The following is an 18,751-nucleotide window of genomic DNA, read 5'->3' as shown; positions in this document are numbered from 1 at the left end:
TTGATGGCTATTAGCACACCGATGTTAGTGACATTCTGTGTCTATATTTTCGGCATGATATTGATAGGGTTTATTGCATGGCGTTCAACCAAAAACTTTGACGATTACATTCTGGGGGGACGCAGTCTGGGTCCGTTCGTGACCGCGTTATCCGCTGGGGCATCTGACATGAGCGGCTGGTTGCTGATGGGTCTGCCTGGCGCAATTTTTCTGTCGGGCATTTCAGAAAGCTGGATCGCCATCGGCCTTATCTTGGGCGCCTGGATCAACTGGAAGCTGGTGGCCGGACGTTTACGCGTACACACCGAATACAATAACAATGCGCTGACGTTACCGGATTACTTTACCGGTCGCTTTGAAGATAAAAGCCGAATTCTACGTATTATCTCCGCGCTGGTTATTCTGCTGTTTTTCACCATCTATTGTGCATCAGGGATTGTGGCAGGGGCGCGTCTGTTTGAAAGCACCTTTGGCATGAGCTACGAAACAGCACTGTGGGCGGGCGCGGCCGCGACGATCATCTATACCTTTATTGGTGGTTTCCTGGCTGTTAGCTGGACCGATACCGTCCAGGCCAGCCTGATGATCTTTGCTCTGATCCTGACACCGGTGATGGTAGTCATTGGCGTGGGTGGATTCGACGATTCGCTGGAAGTGATTAAACAAAAGAGCATTGAGAACGTGGACATGTTCAAAGGGCTGAATTTTGTTGCCATCATTTCGCTGATGGGCTGGGGTCTGGGCTACTTTGGTCAGCCGCATATTCTGGCGCGCTTTATGGCTGCAGATTCCCACCATAGCATCGTTCATGCTCGCCGCATTAGCATGGCCTGGATGATCCTGTGTCTGGCAGGTGCCGTGGCTGTGGGCTTCTTTGGTATTGCTTACTTTAACAACAACCCACAGCTTGCCGGTGCCGTTAACCAGAACGCCGAGCGTGTGTTTATTGAACTGGCGCAAATCCTGTTTAACCCGTGGATTGCCGGTATTCTGCTGTCTGCGATCCTCGCTGCGGTTATGTCGACCCTGAGCTGCCAGCTGCTGGTGTGCTCCAGCGCAATCACCGAAGATTTGTACAAAGCGTTCCTGCGTAAAAATGCCAGCCAGAAAGAGCTGGTATGGATTGGCCGCATCATGGTGCTGGTCGTGGCGCTGGTGTCTATCGCGCTGGCGGCGAACCCGGAGAACCGCGTGCTGGGTCTGGTAAGCTACGCCTGGGCGGGCTTCGGCGCGGCGTTTGGCCCGGTGGTTCTGTTCTCGGTAATGTGGTCGCGTATGACCCGCAACGGCGCGCTGGCAGGGATGATCATCGGTGCGGTGACGGTAATCGTCTGGAAGCAGTTCGCCTGGCTGGGTCTGTATGAAATCATCCCGGGCTTTGTTTTCGGCAGCATCGGTATTGTGGTCTTCAGCCTGTTGGGGAAAGCACCTTCAACTGCTATGCAGCAACGTTTTGCCGAGGCTGACGCGCATTATCACTCAGCTCCGCCATCGCGTTTACAGGCAGAATAATTTATCTCCTGTCCCTGAAGCCCGCCGTGCGCGGGCTTTTTATTGCGCCCCCGCAAACCTGCATAACCATTACCCGCCTAACTGTTTACATTAAGTCATCATTCTCAAAACATTCTGCTTGAGTTTTTCTTTGCTGTAATGATAATCACTATCACTGTAATTTACTTTTCTTTTCATCAATTGACCGAGAATAACGTTTAAGGGTTCTTCGCATGTTTGTTCCATTTCTAATTATGTTGCGCGAAGGGTTAGAGGCCGCGCTGATTGTCAGCCTGATTGCCAGCTACCTGAAACGGACTCAGCGCGGTCGATGGATTGGTGTGATGTGGATTGGTGTTCTGCTGGCGGCGGCGTTATGCCTGGCGTTAGGGATTTTCATCAACGAAACCACCGGTGAATTTCCGCAAAAAGAACAGGAGCTGTTTGAAGGTATCGTGGCGGTTATTGCCGTGGTGATCCTCACCTGGATGGTGTTCTGGATGCGTAAAGTTTCCCGCAACGTCAAAGTTCAGCTTGAACAGGCTGTCGATAACGCGTTGCAACGCGGTAATCATCACGGCTGGGCGCTGGTGATGATGGTCTTTTTTGCTGTTGCGCGAGAAGGGCTGGAATCGGTGTTCTTCCTGCTGGCGGCATTCCAGCAGGATGTAGGCATCTGGCCGCCGTTAGGCGCGATGCTGGGACTGGCTACCGCAGTGGTACTGGGATACCTGATTTACCTCGGCGGCATTCGCCTCAACCTCGGGGCATTCTTTAAATGGACCAGCCTGTTCATTTTGCTGGTAGCTGCCGGTCTTGCCGCTGGGGCGATCCGCGCTTTCCACGAAGCTGGGTTGTGGAATCATTTTCAGGATGTGGCGTTTGACCTGAGCAGTGTGCTGTCGACGCATTCGCTGTTTGGCACATTGATGGAAGGTATTTTCGGCTATCAGGAAGCGCCAAGCGTTAGTGAAGTCGCTGTCTGGTTTATCTACCTGATTCCGGCGTTGATTATGTTTGCGCTACCGCCGCGTTCAGGCACTACGGCATCGCGTACCGCACCTTGATAAAAACGCGATGCAGAATACTTTTTAGTTACAACATACTTATTTATAGGGATAGGTTATGACGTTTAATTTTCGCCGTAGTGCGCTGCAGTTGGGTATTGCCGCGCTGTTTGCATCCGCTTTTTCTGCACAAGCCGCCGATATTCCGCAGGTGAAAGTCACGGTTAACGACAAACAGTGTGAACCGATGACGATCACGGTTAACGCCGGGAAAACGCAGTTCATCATCCAGAACCACAGCCAGAAAGCGCTGGAGTGGGAAATTCTTAAAGGCGTTATGGTGGTTGAAGAGCGCGAAAACATTGCACCAGGTTTTAGCCAGAAAATGACCGCTAACCTGCAGCCTGGCGAATATGATATGACCTGCGGTCTGTTGACTAACCCGAAAGGCAAACTGATCGTAAAAGGTAGCGCAACGACGGATGCCGCACAGAGCGATGCTCTGCTGAGTCTGAGCGGCGCGATTACCGAATATAAAGCTTATGTGACAGCTGAAACCGCGCAGTTGGTTGCGGGCACTAAAGCCTTCACTGATGCGATTAAAGCAGGCGATCTGGAAAAAGCGAAATCGCTGTATGCGCCAACCCGTCAGCATTATGAGCGTATTGAACCGATTGCTGAACTGTTCTCCGATCTCGACGGCAGCATCGATGCGCGTGAAGATGATTATGAGCAAAAAGCCGCCGATCCTAAATTCACCGGCTTCCACCGCCTGGAGAAAGCGCTGTTTGGCGACAATACCACCAAAGGTATGGAAAAGTACGCCGACCAATTAAATAGCGATGTTCTTGACCTGCAAACGCGTATTAGCGAGCTGGCTTTCCCACCGTCAAAAGTTGTTGGCGGGGCAGCAGGACTGATTGAAGAAGTTGCTGCCAGCAAAATCAGTGGGGAAGAAGATCGCTACAGCCATACCGATCTGTGGGATTTCCAGGCCAACGTAGATGGCGCGCAGAAAATTGTCGATCTCCTGCGTCCTCAGTTGCAAAAATCCAATGCTGAGCTGCTGGCGAAGGTGGATGCGAACTTCAAAAAGGTTGATACCATTCTGAGCAAGTACCGTACCAAAGACGGTTTTGAAACCTATGACAAACTGACTGATGCCGATCGTAATGCGCTGAAAGGGCCAATCACGACGCTGGCGGAAGACTTGTCGCAATTACGCGGTGTTCTGGGTCTGGATTAAGCACTATGCAGCAAGATAATGAAAACGGCGTGAGCGAACCGTCACGCCGACGTTTACTGAAAGGGATGGGCGCCCTGGGTGGGGCGCTGGCGCTGGCGGGTGGGTGTCCGGTTGCCCACGCGCAAAAACCACAAAGCGCGCCGGGTACGCTGTCTCCGGATGCGCGTAGTGAAACGCAGCCGTTTTATGGTCAGCATCAGGCGGGGATCCTGACGCCGCAGCAGGCATCAATGATGCTGGTGGCATTCGATGTTCTCGCCAGCGATAAGGCCGATCTTGAGCGTTTATTTCGGTTGTTGACTAGCCGATTTGCGTTTCTGACCACCGGTGGACCGGCACCGGATACGCCCAATCCGCGTCTCCCTCCTATGGATTCAGGTATCCTCGGCGCATACATTGCGCCAGACAACCTGACGATGACGTTGTCGGTTGGTTCATCGGTGTTCGATGAACGTTATGGTCTGAAACCGCAGATGCCGAAAAAGCTGCAAAAAATGACCCGCTTCCCGAATGATTCGCTGGATGCGGCGCTGTGCCATGGCGATTTGCTGCTGCAGATTTGTGCCAACACCCAGGACACGGTCATCCACGCGTTGCGCGATATCATTAAACATACGCCCGATCTCCTCAGCGTGCGCTGGAAACGTGAAGGGTTTATTTCTGACCACGCCGCGCGCAGCAATGGCAAAGAGACCCCGGTCAACCTGCTTGGCTTTAAAGACGGCACCGCGAATCCGGACGCTACAGATGCGAAGTTGATGCAAGACGTGGTGTGGGTGACGGATGGGCAGGGCGAACCTGCCTGGGCGCAAGGTGGCAGTTATCAGGCCGTCAGGCTCATTCAGTTCCGCGTTGAGTTCTGGGATCGTACGCCGCTGAAAGAGCAGCAAACGATTTTTGGTCGTGATAAACACACCGGCGCGCCGCTGGGTATGCAGCATGAGCATGATGTGCCTGACTATGCCAGTGATCCTGAAGGTGAGGTGATTGCGCTCGACAGTCATATCCGCCTGGCAAACCCGCGCACGAAAGAGACCGACTCGAGCCTGATGATGCGTCGTGGCTACAGTTATTCGCTCGGTGTGACCAATTCCGGTCAACTGGATATGGGGCTGTTGTTTGTTTGCTATCAACACGATCTGGAAAAAGGATTTTTGGCGGTGCAGAAACGTCTGAATGGTGAAGCGCTCGAAGAGTATGTCAAACCGATTGGCGGGGGATATTTCTTTGCTTTGCCGGGCGTTAAAACTGCAGACAATTATCTGGGACAGTCTCTGCTCGAAGCCTGATGATGATGCCCCGCAGTACAGCGGGGTTTTTCCTGACATCTTGATGAAGGAACAAACTATTTTTTATGATCGGTATGCGACTGAAATAATTCTGTCATCTCTCTGCAAGAGACTGTCTCTGGTGATAAGATAGAATTTAAGTTAACAATAAGTAAAAGCATTGTTGCATTAGCGAAAGGTTATGATGTAATTATAAGTAATAGCGGTAGTTCCCGGCGGTGATAGTCATTCACTATGGAGATCGCGAATGGAAAAGTCCTGTACTGGACATGTTTTTCACAGTAACAGCAGTACCTTACGCGGACGTTTCTCTTCCGGTAGCCACCTCGTCACCGCTAAATCTCTCTCTCATTCACTTCTTATCCTTGTTACTGACGCCCTGTACGGTGCGCGTAGCCGTGTGTGGCGTCTTATCCGAAAGCAAGCAATGGCTTACAAGGAAGCCAACCCTCAGATGTTCGTGCGCATAATCGTGCCGCCAACGGCACGTGTGATGTATACCTACAACTCAAGGTGCTATCCATGGGAAGACAAAAAGCAGTGATCAAAGCTCGTCGTGAAGCAAAACGTGTGCTGAGGCGGGATTCGCGTAGCCATAAGCAACGTGAAGATGAATCGGTCACCTCGCTTGTGCAGATGGGCGGCGTAGAAGCGATCGGTATGGCGCGTGACAGTCGCGACGCCACGCCAATCACGGCGCGGAATGAAGCTCAGGCGCACTACCTGAATGCTATCGAGAGTAAACAGCTGATCTTCGCCACCGGTGAAGCCGGGTGTGGTAAAACCTGGATCAGCGCGGCAAAAGCTGCAGAGGCTCTGATCCACAAAGACGTGGACCGGATCATTGTAACCCGTCCAGTTCTGCAAGCTGATGAAGACCTCGGCTTCTTACCTGGAGATGTTTCCGAGAAGTTCGCTCCTTATTTTCGCCCCGTGTATGACGTGCTGGTGAAACGGCTGGGAGCCTCCTTCATGCAATATTGCCTGCGACCTGAGATTGGTAAGGTGGAAATCGCGCCGTTCGCCTATATGCGTGGACGTACATTTGAAAATGCAGTGGTCATTCTTGACGAGGCTCAGAACGTCACTGCTGCGCAAATGAAGATGTTTTTGACCCGCCTCGGGGAGAATGTGACGGTGATTGTGAATGGGGATGTGACCCAGTGCGATCTTCCAGCTCACGTTCGCTCAGGGCTTAGCGATGCGCTGGCCCGTTTCGAAGAAGATGATATGGTTGGGATTGTTCGTTTCAATAAAGACGATTGCGTCCGCTCTGCGCTCTGTCAGCGGACGCTCAACGCTTACAACTGATAAGTACTCCGTCTTCAAGGCCCGGGAAACCGGGCTTTGTTATTTGTGTGTTATTAAGTAAATTTTAGAAATTGAAATAGTATGCTCTGATGAAATAGAACATCGAAAACGAGTAGAAACCAGGATATCTGAAGTCGAGGGGGAACCTTGCCTGACTTGAGATATGTCAAAAGCTTGATTTATGAACTGTGGAATAGAGAACACCTTATTTTAGACTCATGCGTTTATCCAGTGATGAATGCGTCTCGCGGATCAGCGACCCGTTGAGCTCACAGCACTCAGCGGACGTTCGTGTAATGATTCGCCAACGCGGAACGATAACTACGCTTTTATCGAGATGTCGCATTCATCAGCCAGTTTCTGAGCTAAGTTACGACATTATGTTACATCTGATTTTGCAGAAGAATCATGATTTCCTCATTAATATGATCCAACAGGTCATACCGTCTCCGGTATTCCGCGCGTTTTTTACTGGCAAGCTCATTAAATGACTTACGCTCTACATAAATTGGCAACTTATACCAATTACCGTATGGACGACCAGCAACTGATTCCCAAAAATCACTGTACAGGGCAACAAAGTATTTACGTTTCTTGTACCGGTATCGCCATTGCCTGAAAACATGGCTCTGTTCACTAACTGCTAAAATATTAGTGATATCACAGCAACGCATCAATGAACAAAGAACCTCAAAAACGATCCGCTTAGGGAATAGTCCATAGCAGGCTTTAGTAGCGTCACGAATAATGTCTGGGCCAATATTTTTTGGTGCCCCCTGCAGACCGCCAATAAATGCACAATGTCCTTTTTTTGACGGGATAACCGAGAAGGACAATCGGGCCACCGGGGTGTTGTTAAAACTCAGAGATAACATCAGTTCTCCTTCACGATCAAAACCGCCTGAAGAACAGTGAATATCAAAATCCTCACCATTTTTTCCGGTGAAATGGACCAATAGCACATCTCTGTCGGGTAATAATAACGCCTGGTGTTTCACTGGTAAACTCTGGACAAAACGGTAGTGACCAATAATGTTTTTCCTTCGATTCCATGCCAGCCCTCCTTTATGTAAATAGGGACGATGAATTTTGGCTGGTAACGTAGGTTGCATCTCTAAAATCTTATCAATTGATTTAAGGGAATGTAATTCTTGATAATACCGAATACTGGAGACAGGACTTATCATAGATCGTAAAAGATACATGAGTCGAAATTTTTTGTTCTTCCATTTGCTATGCAAAGGTCCACGTGCCAATAGAATTTGGTTAAAGAAACTTAGATATGATGTATTTTTCATAAGTATTCATTATTAATTCAGGGTGTTTAAATTTATTTACGTGCAAGGTGTAAATACTGGAATCTCTGACGCTGTTTTGTTAATGCGAAACATTTTGAAAATAAATTTATATCTGACATGCCAGTTTTGTTGATAATCATTAGGCGCTCTCTCTTCCGCATATCCTGATGAAAACAAATTTTTTTCATTCTACAGAGAAGAACATATATATTTGTTAAACAAAGTATACTTTACAAACATACCGATGTTCATTGAGTAAACTGGTAGGTTGACTTGTCAACCACATAACGAAGTAAATCATGTGATTCAGCGAGCCATGGGTGTTTGGAAAACGCACGACTTTGAACGTCAGGACAAATTTTGAACGATGACAGCTATCACAATTGGCTGTATTCCCGCGCAATACGCCGGTTTTCGTGGATTATTGTCAAATTGAATAACTTAAATTGGGATATACACATTCCTGACTTTCTTTCCGGATATAATGCCCAGTATATTTTTGGTAACCTTTTGTACTGAAAAGGAGTTTGCATTGTATGGTTATGAAACAGGCCCGCAAAACAATACCAAGGGGAACCTGATTCGCTGGCTGACGCACGAATAGGGTACTGCCGTTAAGAATATTTCCGGATACAGAGACTTTACCGATCGGCCGCAACATTCTCTGGTCACTCACGTTCTCAGAGAAATGCACTAGCTCGATGCCTGGTTGCAGTGCGGCAGTGTTCCGGGGGATTCACCGGTGATGAACAGTGCCAATCTGTATAAAGGTATCGGAAAAATTTTTTTGTCCGGCTTTAACCATGAACATGCAGTCAACTGTCCTATGTACCTAAATGACGTGGTAATCTTGAATAAACAAACTCGAATTGTTTACTCATTCATACCTGAGCGCGTGTTCCAGGGAAACGAATAAGCGTACTGAGTTTTATATTCTGCATGTACATCACCGTAAAGTGCCTGCAGGATGATTACTTTCAGACCGTGGAGGATTACGTCGGTAATGATAGTAAAGACTCTCAAATATACATAGCAACAATCCAAACCATACCGCTGAAAAACAAAATAGCTCGGAGTAATTAATAACTTCTCCAAATATAAGTATGGCAATGAGAAATTGCAAGGATGGTTCTATATACTGAGCAAGACCTGTCACAATAAGAGATGTACGATTTAGCGCTACTGCAAATAACACTAACGGAATTACTGTAACGGGAGCGGTTAATATATAAAGGAACAGAGAGATGTCAGATGATGTAGTTATACTCGAGCCAGTATAGATAAAGATGAAAAGAGCAACAGGTAGAGCCCAGAATGTTTCAAGCGTGATTGAGGTTATTGCATCGTAATGGATAAATTTTCGCGCCAGTCCGTACAATGCAAATGAAAACCCCATGATTAACGCTAGTGAAGGAAAACTGTTTGCGGAAATAATCTGATAGCCAAGACCACATACGCCGGATATTACTGCTATAAGTTGAAATAATGATGGTTTTTCTTTAAGAAAAATACAGCCAAGGCAAATGACAATAAGTGGGTTGATAAAATATCCCAGACTGGCGTCGAGTACCTTATGATTTGTTAATGCATAAATAAAAGCTGACCACGAAATTACCATTAGCAAGCCTGCTATCATGCAGGATATGAAGGAGGTTTTATCTTTCAGTAAATCGCGAAAAAACGTTCTCTTACGAAATAATAATCTTATTGGCAGTAATAGAGGTATAGACCAGAAAACTCTGTACATCAAAATTTCAGCGAGGGTTCCGCCAGATAGATATTGATAAAACAATGGGATCAGGCCCCATAATATAAATGCCAGAACAACAACTGCGGGTCCATTTCGCAGAAACTTTACCATTTATGTGTATCCTTGCTTGCCATACCGACATGTTCTTCTGAAGAGCATTGTCAACCCTTCACTCTGGCATGTACCTGCTCTTAAGAGAAACGTGTGCTGTTACAGTACTCAATCTCATTTACAGTCAGGGTGATATAAAAAACAAGGTGAAATTTATCATAATCGTATCTATAAAATGATGATAAAAATCAAGGGGAAGACTTCCGATTTGTATTGCGGGCTGGATCATCTTTCAGACGTCTGACGGGGAGTATTTGCCTTTCCCTGATTTCCTCGTCAATATCAAATAAGCACTCGTCGCAGAATTCTGTATCGAGTGAGAGCCACTGTTCAAAGACGCTCCTTTTCTTATTACACCGTGCGCATCTCTTCATCACATCATCCTTTATGCTATTTCCCTGCCGAGCTTCCAGGACAAAAGGTGTTCGCTCCTAAATAAGACAGGAATTAGATTTATAAACAATCAGTTAAATTCGTTTTAGAGATTGTGGCACAGGGACAATCATGCGGGATAATTCATTTTGCAGATCAATTTTTACGTAATCGATCGACGAAATCGATCGATGCTTACACCCCTGTATTACACACCATTCGTGATGCTGCCGGACTCACAACACCTGGCCAGCATTCCTTGCTTAAGCGCATCATTACCGGGTGCAATGCCGCGCTGGAATAAATTAAAGCAATGCTCCACCAGCTTGCTGATATCTCAGCACAACCGAGAGTATTGGCGGGCAAACTGCGCAGGACTAGGCAATGGGTGATGGCTTCCGCTGCTGGTTGCTTGAGAAAGAGTAAACCGCTATGAAGGTCATTACCTGCAATCTGGACCGGAGGATCTGGCGTGATTTGATGAAGAAATCCGGCATGATAAGTCTCATGCATGCCGCTACCAGCGATAAGTAGAGCAGAAACCTTGAGCGGGGCGATATCCCCGCCATGCTGTGCAACATACGAAAAAAAAGCCCGTACTTGCGTACGAGCTCTTCTTTAAATATGGCGGTGAGGCGGGGATTGATTCGCTTCGCTCGCCCTGCGGGCAGCCTGTTCGCTGTGCTCACAGTCTGTCCAACTGGCTGCGCCAGTAGTCGAACCCCGGTCCGGGCTTCTCATACCCGCCATGCTGTGCAACATACGAAAAAAAAGCCCGTACTTGCGTACGAGCTCTTCTTAAGATATGGCGGTGAGGCGGGGATTGATTCGCTTCGCTCGCTCTGCGGGCAGCCTGTTCGCTGTGCTCTCAGTCTGTCCAACTGGCTGCGCCAGTAGTCGAACCCCGGTCCGGGCTTCTCATACCCGCCATGCTGTGCAACATACGAAAAAAAAGCCCGTACTTGCGTACGAGCTCTTCTTTAAATATGGCGGTGAGGCGGGGATTCGAACCCCGGATACGTTGCCGTATACACACTTTCCAGGCGTGCTCCTTCAGCCACTCGGACACCTCACCATATTGTTGTTCCTGTGCTACCGGAACGGGCGCTAATGTAGGGGAAACACCGCCCCGTCGTCAATCAACTTTTTGAAAAAAATGTGCATTTACACAAACTTCAAGCAACATGGAGCATAAATAAGCGGGAATTGTTTTTTTTGCCAGCATCCTAAAATTTGCTACTCTGATGTTCCCTCGGAAAATAATGATAATAAGTGCGAGAAAGTTCCGCACAACAATGTTCAGGAGACAATGTGGATATAATTTTCTATCACCCAACATTCGATACGACCTGGTGGATTAATGCGTTGGCAAAGGCAATACCTGGTGCAAACGTTCGTGAGTGGAAAGCGGGTGATAATGCACATGCTGACTATGCGCTGGTCTGGCATCCGCCGGTTGAAATGCTCGCAGGACGAAAATTAAAAGCCGTATTTGCGCTGGGCGCGGGCGTCGATTCTATTCTCAGTAAACTCAATGCTCATCCGGAAATGTTGGATGCGTCGATCCCGCTTTTCCGTCTGGAAGATACGGGTATGGGCCTGCAAATGCAGGAATATGCGGTCAGTCAGGTGCTGCACTGGTTTCGTCGCTTTGATGATTATCAGGCATTGAAAAATCAGGCGAAATGGCAACCGTTGCCAGAGTATACTCGTGAGGAGTTTACCGTCGGGATCATGGGAGCAGGGGTATTGGGCGCAAAAGTTGCCGAAAGCCTGCAAGCATGGGGATTCCCACTGCGCTGCTGGAGCCGTTCGCGTAAATCCTGGTCTGGCGTGGAAAGTTTCGCCGGTACTGAGGAACTGGGCGCGTTTTTGAGCCAAACTCGTGTGCTTATCAACCTCCTGCCTAATACGGCAGAAACCATAGGTATTATTAACGCTGATTTACTTAGCCAATTGCTGGATGGCGCCTACGTACTGAACCTGGCGCGTGGTGTTCATCTCAATGAAGACGATCTTCTGGCATCGCTGGACAGCGGCAAGGTGAAAGGTGCCATGCTGGATGTCTATAGCCGTGAACCGCTGCCGGAAACCAGTCCTCTGTGGAAACATCCGCGTGTGGCAATGACGCCGCATATTGCCGCGGTAACGCGCCCGGCGGAGGCGGTGGACTATATCTCCCGCACGATTTTGGATCTTGAGAGCGGGAAATCCGTTACGGGTCAGGTCGATCGCGTACGGGGATACTAATGCTAACCCGGCGGATGCCGGGTTTCAGCTAATAAATAGCGGCGATACCTGCTATCCTTGACGAAAAATGACTACAGGAGAGAGTTATGTATCCCGTTGACCTGCATATGCATACCGTCGCCAGCACCCACGCCTACAGCACCTTAAGTGATTACATCGCTGAAGCCCGTCGCAAAGGCATCAAGCTGTTTGCTATTACCGATCATGGACCGGACATGGCGGACGCGCCTCACCACTGGCACTTTATCAATATGCGTATTTGGCCACGTGTTGTAGATGGCGTAGGGATCCTGCGCGGAATTGAGGCGAATATTAAGAATATTGAAGGCGAAATTGACTGTTCAGGTCCGATGTTTACCTCTCTGGACCTCATTATTGCGGGCTTCCATGAGCCAGTTTTTGCACCTCACGATAAAGAAACCAATACCCAGGCAATGATAGCCACGATGGCCAGCGGAAATGTGCACATCATTAGCCATCCGGGAAATCCCAAGTACCCGGTTGATATTACTGCAATTGCCCAGGCGGCGGCAAAGTACCAGGTTGCACTGGAAATCAATAACTCTTCGTTTTTGCATTCGCGTAAGGGCAGTGAGGATAATTGTCGTGCGGTTGCTGCGGCTGTGCGCGATGCTGGCGGTTGGGTGGCGTTAGGGTCGGATTCACATACTGCTTTCACGCTGGGAGAATTTGGCGAATGCCGTAAAATCCTGGATGATGTTAATTTCCCTGAAGACAGAATTTTAAACGTCACACCTAAACGCCTGTTGGCGTTTCTGGAATCGCGAGGCATGGAGCCGATCGCGGAATTTGCTGAACTGTAATTGTTACTAACTGGAATATATCAATGAACGAGTTTTCTATCCTGTGTCGTGTACTGGGCTCGCTGTTTTATCGCCAACCGCAGGACCCTTTACTGGTTCCCCTGTTTACCTTAATCAGTGAAGGTAAACTGTCCGCCAACTGGCCGCTGGAACAGGACGAACTGCTCACTCGTCTGCAGAAGAGCTGCGATATGCCCCAACTGGCTGCAGATTACAACGCGCTGTTTGTCGGTGAAGAGTGTGCTGTGCCGCCTTATCGTAGCGCCTGGGTAGAAGGGGCGAAAGAATCGGATGTTCGTGCATTTCTTTCTGCCCGCGGCATGCCGCTGGCAGATACGCCGGCAGATCACATTGGTACGCTGTTGCTGGCGGCTTCATGGCTTGAAGACCAGTCTGCGGAAGATGAAAGTGAGGCGCTTGAAACCTTGTTTGTAGACTACCTGCTGCCCTGGTGTGGTACGTTCCTTGGCAAAGTTGAGGCGCACGCAAACACGCCGTTCTGGCGTACCATGGCGCCGCTAACACGTGATGCTATTAGTGCAATGTGGGACGAATTGCAGGAAGATACTGACGAATAAATGTGATTTAAATCACTTTAAACTGCAACGCAAATTACATGCTTGCATAAATTGTGTGCACGATCTCATTCCTATGTCGTTTTTCTGCTAAGATACGCGGCATGAACATACTTCTCTCAATTGCAATCACAACGGGCATTCTCTCTGGGATCTGGGGATGGGTGGCCGTTTCTCTTGGCTTACTCAGTTGGGCTGGCTTTCTGGGTTGCACGGCCTATTTCGCCTGCCCGCAAGGTGGGCTAAAAGGACTGTGGATCTCGGCGTGTACGCTGCTAAGCGGTGTGGTGTGGGCGTTGGTGATTATTAACGGTAGCGCGCTTGCCCCGCATATGGACATTATTGGTTATGTCATGACGGGAATTGTCGCTTTTCTGATGTGTATCCAGGCAAAGCAATGGTTGCTTTCATTTGTACCGGGCACGTTTATTGGCGCATGTGCAACATTTGCAGGGCAGGGCGACTGGCGACTGGTTGTACCGTCACTGGTACTGGGCCTGGTATTCGGCTATGCGATGAAAAACAGTGGTCTGTGGCTGGCATCTCGCCGTGAAAATCGAATATCGCCGACGCTGACCAGTAAATAAAAAAGCGTGAGGGTTTTCCTCACGCTTTTTATGCAGTAAAGATCCATCAGGATTCTGGCGGTACCGACATATGGCGGTATTTAACCAGAATGTCATTATCAACTTGTTTCTTATCCTGCAAATCCCACAATCCGCGATCGATGCCGTCATTAATTAAGAAGATAACGCCTGTTTCAATCGCTGACATCAGACAAAGCATAACCGGTTCGTTAGAGGTGTAGCCAATTTCACCTTCCAACAGACGCTGGTAGTCAATAAAGCGGAACACTCCAGCCTGTACTTCATAAGACAAAATGGTTTTACTGGTGTTCACTGACGACAGGATCTCACCGGTGCTGACGTTAACTACGCGCAGGTTTACCGCTATCTGGTCGAGCTGGTATTGCGTATCGGCGCCAATACCGAAATAACGCGCACCGACACCACCCGATTTAACGTTGCTTTCATAACCGATAATTGACCCTTCCACCATGACGTTTGCCGCGGTCAGGGACTGTAGCGGGATCCGGTTATTAATCGCAACCGTACCGTTTTCCTGAGCCGCACGAATGATTTTACGTTCGTTCAGCAAGTTCTGTAGCCCCTGACGTTCCAGAGGGACGAACCAACGAGAATCTTTCAATGCGGTGACAAGCATAGCCGTGGCGCTTTGCGGGACGGCGGTAGAGAAGTTACTTGCCGGGTAAGGTTTAAATTGGCCAGTCTCATCCTGAATGTTGTATACCGACACAAAGATCTTACCTGTAGGCATAGGCAGATGCGTCAAATCTTTATAGCTTTGGGCCCGGGGCATTAATGTCGGCTTAGCGGCTTCTTGAGGCGGAGCTGTTAAACATCCGCTGAGTAAAATTACTGCCACCATGATAAGTAAGCGCTGCATGATTTTTTCCTTTCGTGGCTATAATTTAGAAATCGGTCGACTGATTTTGTAAACCCGACACTTCAATAGTCGACGTTCTCCCCGTTTTCCTGTCCGTGACATTCAGTTGCAGTTGCCCATCCCGGTTGGCGATATCAACGATAAAATCGCTGGTTACCATCCTCCCCGGTTTACCGGTATTGATATTGGTGAGCAAGCCACCGAGTATTTGCGACTGTATTGCCTGGGTAAAGTTATCCAGTGCTGATGGGGTTTCAATCCCGTAATCGCCAGCACTCGGATCCTTATACGAGTTTTGCGCCTGAGCGCTGTTCAGTAAAAAAGAGCCGTTATTTGGGTTGCCACCAAAGTTAGGGTTGCGGAACTGGAACGTCATATTTCCGGCCCAACTTAATGGTGAAATCAGCATGAGCAAAACCACTGCATGTTTGACACGCATGAAAGCCTCCGGACAAAATCATGTTTTAGAATTCATCGCGCGCTAAATCGCTCGTACTTAATAGCGTTTGATCTATTTGCCGACGATTTAATGCTTCCTCAGTTTCTGCCAATGCGAAGACCACAATTTTGTCGAAGTCTCTTTTCGTCGGGAATAAAAAAGTCTGGAAGATAACGTCCTGATTGACAGTTATGGTGATCCAACTTCCCCAACGTGCACTGGGCCTTTCATTAATGGTTAAGTTTCCTGTGTACTTACTTTCCCACTTGTCACTAAAGGCACGATAAAAATCATGGCCAATGGAAGAGACAGTGTGGTCAGTCAACAGTCCGGGAACCTCCACCTCTACAGCAGCGTGTAGATTCCCGGCAGCAAGGAACAAATTTGCTGCCACAATCCAGGACAAATAGCTTTTCATGGCTTTATCGCCTGAGGTTATCATTGGCCCACGAGACCGCCTGCGTACGATTTTTGACAGCTATCTTTTTGAAAAGATTATAAAGATGTGTTTTAACCGTATTTTCACTAATAAATAGTGAACGCGCGATTTCAATATTTGAGGCGCCAATACGCAGTTTATTAAGGATTTCTTTTTCACGGTGCGTAAGTAATGCCGACTCCGTGCTGTTATAGCGGTAGTTCCCGGAATGCGTGATCAGGTAGCTGGCGAGTTTTTGTGAAAAGTAGCATTCGCCACGCAACACACCTTGCAATCCGCTGACGACACGCTGCTCATCTTCCGTTGCGTAGAATACGCCATTGATATGCGGCCAGTTTTCAATATCCCGATAAGGATAATCATCTGGGGTATTCAACAATAACGTCTTTATATTGTTGTTTTTTCTGCTCAAATTATCTTGCCAGTAATGGATCAGTTTTTTGTCTGCCTCCATCATGTCCAGTAGAACAATGCAGCTGGAGGAAATATCATCCAGAGAACGTTGAATATTATGTAGTTTTCCGGTTAACGCCAGCGATTGTTTTAAATGCTGTAATAACGCAGTTGCCTGCAGGGATGGTTTAGTGATCAACAATAATGTATGACTATGAATACTATGGACTTCATTAAACATGATGAAACTCCACTTTTTTAGTCGCACACCTGACAGCTGTCTCTACTAAAATAGAGGCACCAGAAGTACTGACAGATGTTGCACTGCTGTGTAGAAATAAAATATCGACCCAACGGGGTGAAAATATTAAAACAAATGGACTTCAACTGATTTCAATCTAGCTATTACAAATCTTAAAGCAAGTGTTAAACATGTTACATAATGTAAATTTATATATTAAAATGTGATTTTTGGGTTTTTTAGAAGTTTAGATTTGATAGTAAAGTTGTACATTTTGGCGATACTGCATAGATTTAAAAAATCATACAAATTATAATATAGTATTGATTTTAAAGGATTAAATTTATGCTTAGATGGTTTTTGATTTCTAATAAATTCCGATCTTTTCGTCTTACTTTAAGTTGGACAATTTTAGATAGAAAAAAATGACGCTTGTCACGACTTGTACTGCTAACTATCGAAGTACCTCGCTACGAGGCCCAGAAAACGCGGAAAACGCGTTTTTTTTGTTACTGCATAGAAATTCATTCACCGGGTTAAAAAAGAAATGAAATCCAGAGCTGTAACGGTATTGTTCGCTGTTAATTAGTACTTTGGGGTGAATCTGAATATAAAAATACAACTGGCGGGTGAGTTATTTAAAATGTTTCCGCAGACATACTCTTCATCGTAACGTGGCGTTAACAAATGTAAGTCATGTTAACAACAATTTGAGTGGTAATTAATTTAACTTCATGTACGACCAGGTCCAGGGTGACAACATGAAAAACAAGTTGTTATTTATGATGTTTACAATGCTGGGTGTGCCTGGGATTGCAGCCGCGACTACAAGTTATGATTTAGCTAATTCAGAATATAACTTTGCGGTAAATGAATTAAGTAAGTCTTCATTTAATCAGGCAGCCATTATTGGTCAGGTTGGCACTGCGAACAGTGCAAATACCCGCCAGGGGGGCTCGAAGTTATTGTCAGTCATTTCGCAAGAAGGTTCTGGTAATCGAGCGAAAACAGACCAGACGGGATCATATAACTTTGCATATATTGATCAAACGGGTAGTTCCAATGATGCGAGTATTAAACAAGGTTCATACGGTAATACGGCGGTAATTATCCAGAAAGGCTCTGGTAATAAAGCCAATATTACCCAGTACGGTACACAAAAAACAGCAGTTGTGGTGCAGAGACAGTCGCAAATGGCAATTCGCGTGACTCAACGCTAATCCATTAACGACGTTTAAATCAATCCGATGGGGGTTTACCATGAAACTTTTAAAAGTGGCAGCATTCGCAGCAATCGTAGTTTCTGGCAGTGCTCTGGCTGGTGTTGTTCCGCAATGGGGCGGCAATCATCATGGTGGTGGCAGTAATTATGGCCCAGACTCTTCACTGAGTATCTACCAATATGGGTCAAACAACTCTGCAAGTGCTCTGCAAAGTGATGCGCGTAAATCAGATGTCACCATCACACAACACGGGCGTGGCAACGGAGCTGTTGTTGGTCAGGGTGCTGATGACAGTACCATTAGCCTGAAACAGACCGGCTTCCAGAACAGTGCCACTATCGATCAGTGGAATGCAAAAAATGCTGACATTAGCGTGACCCAGTTCGGTGGCCGTAACGGTGCGTTGGTTAATCAGACAGCCTCTGACTCCAATGTGCTGATTCAGCAGGTTGGCTTTGGTAACAACGCTACAGCTAACCAACACTAATTCAGTTTTCTGACTGATAATAAACAGGGCGTGAGCCCTGTTTTTTTTCGGGAGAATATGATGCATACGCTATTACTCATTGCCGCGCTGGCAAATCAAATAACATTCAATACAACTCAGCAAGGTGATATGTACACCATTATTCCTCAGGTGACGTTAACTCAACCGTGCGTATGTGAGGTACAAGTCCTTGCCATACGTAAAGGGTCCGGGGGACAAAGCCAATCGCAGCAGAAAACAAGCCTTTCGGTCCCCGCTAATCGGCCGATTGAATTAACTAAACTGAGTTTTAATATTTCACCTGAGGATTCGGTCAAAATTATCGTTACCGTTTCGGATGGGCAGTCTCTGCATCTGTCTCAGCAATGGCCAGATTCAAACGGTCACCCGTGATTTTTTTGATGTATTTGCATTAAGGGTGTGGCTGGGAATGCACTGCTGTTCTATGAATATAGAGACGTTTGAACGTTTTAATTTGATCGTTAATCACAGCGGCGAAGGATCATTTCGATCCCTCAAGGATGGCTAATCATTGAGG

Annotated in this window: 20 protein-coding genes and 1 tRNA gene; 13 read left to right on the top strand and 8 right to left on the bottom strand. The window is 47.3% G+C overall.

The window, feature by feature from the left end; genetic code table 11:
* Positions 1 to 3 precede the first annotated feature (3 nt).
* The 6 genes from putP (at position 4) to phoH (ending at position 6,344) form a co-directional block, all read left to right on the top strand.
* Positions 4 to 1,512 carry a sodium/proline symporter PutP gene (gene putP, locus OGX67_RS19200; protein WP_032942939.1) on the top strand — a complete coding sequence of 503 codons (1,509 nt, stop codon included), beginning with the start codon at positions 4 to 6 and terminating at the stop codon, positions 1,510 to 1,512.
* A gap of 212 nt (positions 1,513 to 1,724) precedes the next feature.
* Positions 1,725 to 2,558: an iron uptake transporter permease EfeU gene (efeU, locus tag OGX67_RS19195; RefSeq protein WP_003036041.1), complete on the top strand. Its 834-nt coding sequence runs from the start codon at positions 1,725 to 1,727 to the stop codon at positions 2,556 to 2,558.
* Positions 2,559 to 2,616: 58 nt separating this feature from the next.
* On the top strand, positions 2,617 to 3,744 hold the full coding sequence (gene efeO, locus OGX67_RS19190; protein WP_286527004.1) for an iron uptake system protein EfeO: 1,128 nt from the start codon (positions 2,617 to 2,619) through the stop codon (positions 3,742 to 3,744).
* 5 nt (positions 3,745 to 3,749) lie between these two features.
* Positions 3,750 to 5,033 (top strand): iron uptake transporter deferrochelatase/peroxidase subunit, encoded by a 1,284-nt coding sequence (gene efeB / locus OGX67_RS19185; protein ID WP_071697327.1) that lies wholly within the window; start codon positions 3,750 to 3,752, stop codon positions 5,031 to 5,033.
* 247 nt (positions 5,034 to 5,280) lie between these two features.
* Positions 5,281 to 5,577: a hypothetical protein gene (locus OGX67_RS19180; protein ID WP_008320287.1), complete on the top strand. Its 297-nt coding sequence runs from the start codon at positions 5,281 to 5,283 to the stop codon at positions 5,575 to 5,577.
* Positions 5,556 to 6,344 (top strand): phosphate starvation-inducible protein PhoH, encoded by a 789-nt coding sequence (gene phoH / locus OGX67_RS19175; protein ID WP_003036052.1) that lies wholly within the window; start codon positions 5,556 to 5,558, stop codon positions 6,342 to 6,344. The genes OGX67_RS19180 and phoH overlap by 22 nt, the downstream gene beginning before the upstream one ends.
* Positions 6,345 to 6,727: 383 nt before the next feature.
* On the opposite strand, the gene OGX67_RS19170 is transcribed toward phoH, so the two are convergent.
* From OGX67_RS19170 to OGX67_RS19155, 4 genes are all read right to left on the bottom strand, one after another.
* A complete protein-coding gene (locus OGX67_RS19170; protein WP_008320289.1) occupies positions 6,728 to 7,642 on the bottom strand; it encodes a VirK/YbjX family protein in 915 nt (304 codons plus the stop codon).
* Positions 7,643 to 8,588: 946 nt separating this feature from the next.
* The gene (rarD, locus tag OGX67_RS19165; RefSeq protein WP_171862320.1) at positions 8,589 to 9,503 is read right to left on the bottom strand and encodes an EamA family transporter RarD; all 915 of its coding nucleotides are present in this window, start codon (positions 9,501 to 9,503) and stop codon (positions 8,589 to 8,591) included.
* A gap of 567 nt (positions 9,504 to 10,070) precedes the next feature.
* Positions 10,071 to 10,388, bottom strand: a complete 318-nt coding sequence (locus OGX67_RS26880) for a hypothetical protein (RefSeq protein WP_233597856.1) — start codon at positions 10,386 to 10,388, stop codon at positions 10,071 to 10,073.
* Positions 10,389 to 10,862: 474 nt separating this feature from the next.
* Positions 10,863 to 10,950, bottom strand: a tRNA-Ser gene (locus tag OGX67_RS19155).
* 236 nt (positions 10,951 to 11,186) lie between these two features.
* On the opposite strand from OGX67_RS19155, the gene ghrA reads away from it, so the two are divergent.
* The 4 genes from ghrA (at position 11,187) to OGX67_RS19135 (ending at position 14,111) form a co-directional block, all read left to right on the top strand.
* A complete protein-coding gene (gene ghrA, locus OGX67_RS19150; RefSeq protein ID WP_032948969.1) occupies positions 11,187 to 12,125 on the top strand; it encodes a glyoxylate/hydroxypyruvate reductase GhrA in 939 nt (312 codons plus the stop codon).
* A gap of 86 nt (positions 12,126 to 12,211) precedes the next feature.
* Positions 12,212 to 12,949: a phosphatase gene (locus tag OGX67_RS19145; RefSeq protein WP_003836800.1), complete on the top strand. Its 738-nt coding sequence runs from the start codon at positions 12,212 to 12,214 to the stop codon at positions 12,947 to 12,949.
* Positions 12,950 to 12,972: 23 nt separating this feature from the next.
* Positions 12,973 to 13,527 (top strand): TorD/DmsD family molecular chaperone, encoded by a 555-nt coding sequence (locus OGX67_RS19140; RefSeq protein ID WP_003836798.1) that lies wholly within the window; start codon positions 12,973 to 12,975, stop codon positions 13,525 to 13,527.
* Positions 13,528 to 13,628: 101 nt separating this feature from the next.
* Entirely contained in the window at positions 13,629 to 14,111 is a 483-nt protein-coding gene (locus OGX67_RS19135; RefSeq protein ID WP_008320293.1) for a DUF1097 domain-containing protein, read from the top strand.
* Between the two features lie 46 nt (positions 14,112 to 14,157).
* On the opposite strand, the gene csgG is transcribed toward OGX67_RS19135, so the two are convergent.
* From csgG to csgD, 4 genes are read right to left on the bottom strand one after another with little or no spacing between them, the layout of a single operon-like run.
* Complete coding sequence (gene csgG / locus OGX67_RS19130) at positions 14,158 to 14,991, bottom strand: curli production assembly/transport protein CsgG (RefSeq protein ID WP_003036082.1); 834 nt, start codon at positions 14,989 to 14,991, stop codon at positions 14,158 to 14,160.
* A 25-nt stretch (positions 14,992 to 15,016) separates the two neighbouring features.
* A complete protein-coding gene (csgF, locus tag OGX67_RS19125) occupies positions 15,017 to 15,430 on the bottom strand; it encodes a curli production assembly/transport protein CsgF (RefSeq protein WP_003036084.1) in 414 nt (137 codons plus the stop codon).
* 25 nt (positions 15,431 to 15,455) lie between these two features.
* Positions 15,456 to 15,848: a curli production assembly/transport protein CsgE gene (gene csgE / locus OGX67_RS19120; protein WP_003036087.1), complete on the bottom strand. Its 393-nt coding sequence runs from the start codon at positions 15,846 to 15,848 to the stop codon at positions 15,456 to 15,458.
* A 4-nt stretch (positions 15,849 to 15,852) separates the two neighbouring features.
* A complete protein-coding gene (gene csgD / locus OGX67_RS19115) occupies positions 15,853 to 16,503 on the bottom strand; it encodes a biofilm master transcriptional regulator CsgD (protein WP_057064869.1) in 651 nt (216 codons plus the stop codon).
* 761 nt (positions 16,504 to 17,264) lie between these two features.
* Between csgD and csgB the strand changes: the two genes are divergently transcribed.
* The 3 genes from csgB to csgC are packed head-to-tail and all read left to right on the top strand — an operon-like array spanning position 17,265 to position 18,606.
* Positions 17,265 to 17,723 carry a curli minor subunit CsgB gene (gene csgB / locus OGX67_RS19110; RefSeq protein WP_003036094.1) on the top strand — a complete coding sequence of 153 codons (459 nt, stop codon included), beginning with the start codon at positions 17,265 to 17,267 and terminating at the stop codon, positions 17,721 to 17,723.
* Positions 17,724 to 17,763: 40 nt separating this feature from the next.
* Entirely contained in the window at positions 17,764 to 18,213 is a 450-nt protein-coding gene (gene csgA, locus OGX67_RS19105; protein WP_003846828.1) for a curli major subunit CsgA, read from the top strand.
* A 60-nt stretch (positions 18,214 to 18,273) separates the two neighbouring features.
* Positions 18,274 to 18,606 carry a curli assembly chaperone CsgC gene (gene csgC, locus OGX67_RS19100; protein ID WP_032948973.1) on the top strand — a complete coding sequence of 111 codons (333 nt, stop codon included), beginning with the start codon at positions 18,274 to 18,276 and terminating at the stop codon, positions 18,604 to 18,606.
* The last annotated feature ends 145 nt before the right edge of the window (positions 18,607 to 18,751 follow it).

It is taken from the genome of Citrobacter sp. Cf118, assembly GCF_030334095.1.
Classification (GTDB): Bacteria; Pseudomonadota; Gammaproteobacteria; order Enterobacterales; family Enterobacteriaceae; genus Citrobacter; species Citrobacter freundii.
This window is presented reverse-complemented; position numbering and strand designations above follow the sequence as displayed.

What these genes read in the sequence shown, in the direction of transcription:
- phoH (WP_003036052.1), top strand. Translation starts at nt 5,556, where the DNA reads ATGGGAAGACAAAAAGCAGTGATCAAAGCTCGTCGTGAAGCAAAACGT.
- OGX67_RS19145 (WP_003836800.1), top strand. Translation starts at nt 12,212, where the DNA reads ATGTATCCCGTTGACCTGCATATGCATACCGTCGCCAGCACCCACGCC.
- csgE (WP_003036087.1), bottom strand. Translation starts at nt 15,848, where the DNA reads ATGAAAAGCTATTTGTCCTGGATTGTGGCAGCAAATTTGTTCCTTGCT.
- efeU (WP_003036041.1), top strand. Translation starts at nt 1,725, where the DNA reads ATGTTTGTTCCATTTCTAATTATGTTGCGCGAAGGGTTAGAGGCCGCG.
- csgD (WP_057064869.1), bottom strand. Translation starts at nt 16,503, where the DNA reads ATGTTTAATGAAGTCCATAGTATTCATAGTCATACATTATTGTTGATC.
- csgB (WP_003036094.1), top strand. Translation starts at nt 17,265, where the DNA reads ATGAAAAACAAGTTGTTATTTATGATGTTTACAATGCTGGGTGTGCCT.
- OGX67_RS19140 (WP_003836798.1), top strand. Translation starts at nt 12,973, where the DNA reads ATGAACGAGTTTTCTATCCTGTGTCGTGTACTGGGCTCGCTGTTTTAT.
- csgA (WP_003846828.1), top strand. Translation starts at nt 17,764, where the DNA reads ATGAAACTTTTAAAAGTGGCAGCATTCGCAGCAATCGTAGTTTCTGGC.
- putP (WP_032942939.1), top strand. Translation starts at nt 4, where the DNA reads ATGGCTATTAGCACACCGATGTTAGTGACATTCTGTGTCTATATTTTC.
- efeO (WP_286527004.1), top strand. Translation starts at nt 2,617, where the DNA reads ATGACGTTTAATTTTCGCCGTAGTGCGCTGCAGTTGGGTATTGCCGCG.
- OGX67_RS19180 (WP_008320287.1), top strand. Translation starts at nt 5,281, where the DNA reads ATGGAAAAGTCCTGTACTGGACATGTTTTTCACAGTAACAGCAGTACC.
- efeB (WP_071697327.1), top strand. Translation starts at nt 3,750, where the DNA reads ATGCAGCAAGATAATGAAAACGGCGTGAGCGAACCGTCACGCCGACGT.
- csgG (WP_003036082.1), bottom strand. Translation starts at nt 14,991, where the DNA reads ATGCAGCGCTTACTTATCATGGTGGCAGTAATTTTACTCAGCGGATGT.
- csgF (WP_003036084.1), bottom strand. Translation starts at nt 15,430, where the DNA reads ATGCGTGTCAAACATGCAGTGGTTTTGCTCATGCTGATTTCACCATTA.
- OGX67_RS19135 (WP_008320293.1), top strand. Translation starts at nt 13,629, where the DNA reads ATGAACATACTTCTCTCAATTGCAATCACAACGGGCATTCTCTCTGGG.
- OGX67_RS26880 (WP_233597856.1), bottom strand. Translation starts at nt 10,388, where the DNA reads ATGCATGAGACTTATCATGCCGGATTTCTTCATCAAATCACGCCAGAT.
- OGX67_RS19170 (WP_008320289.1), bottom strand. Translation starts at nt 7,642, where the DNA reads ATGAAAAATACATCATATCTAAGTTTCTTTAACCAAATTCTATTGGCA.
- csgC (WP_032948973.1), top strand. Translation starts at nt 18,274, where the DNA reads ATGCATACGCTATTACTCATTGCCGCGCTGGCAAATCAAATAACATTC.
- rarD (WP_171862320.1), bottom strand. Translation starts at nt 9,503, where the DNA reads ATGGTAAAGTTTCTGCGAAATGGACCCGCAGTTGTTGTTCTGGCATTT.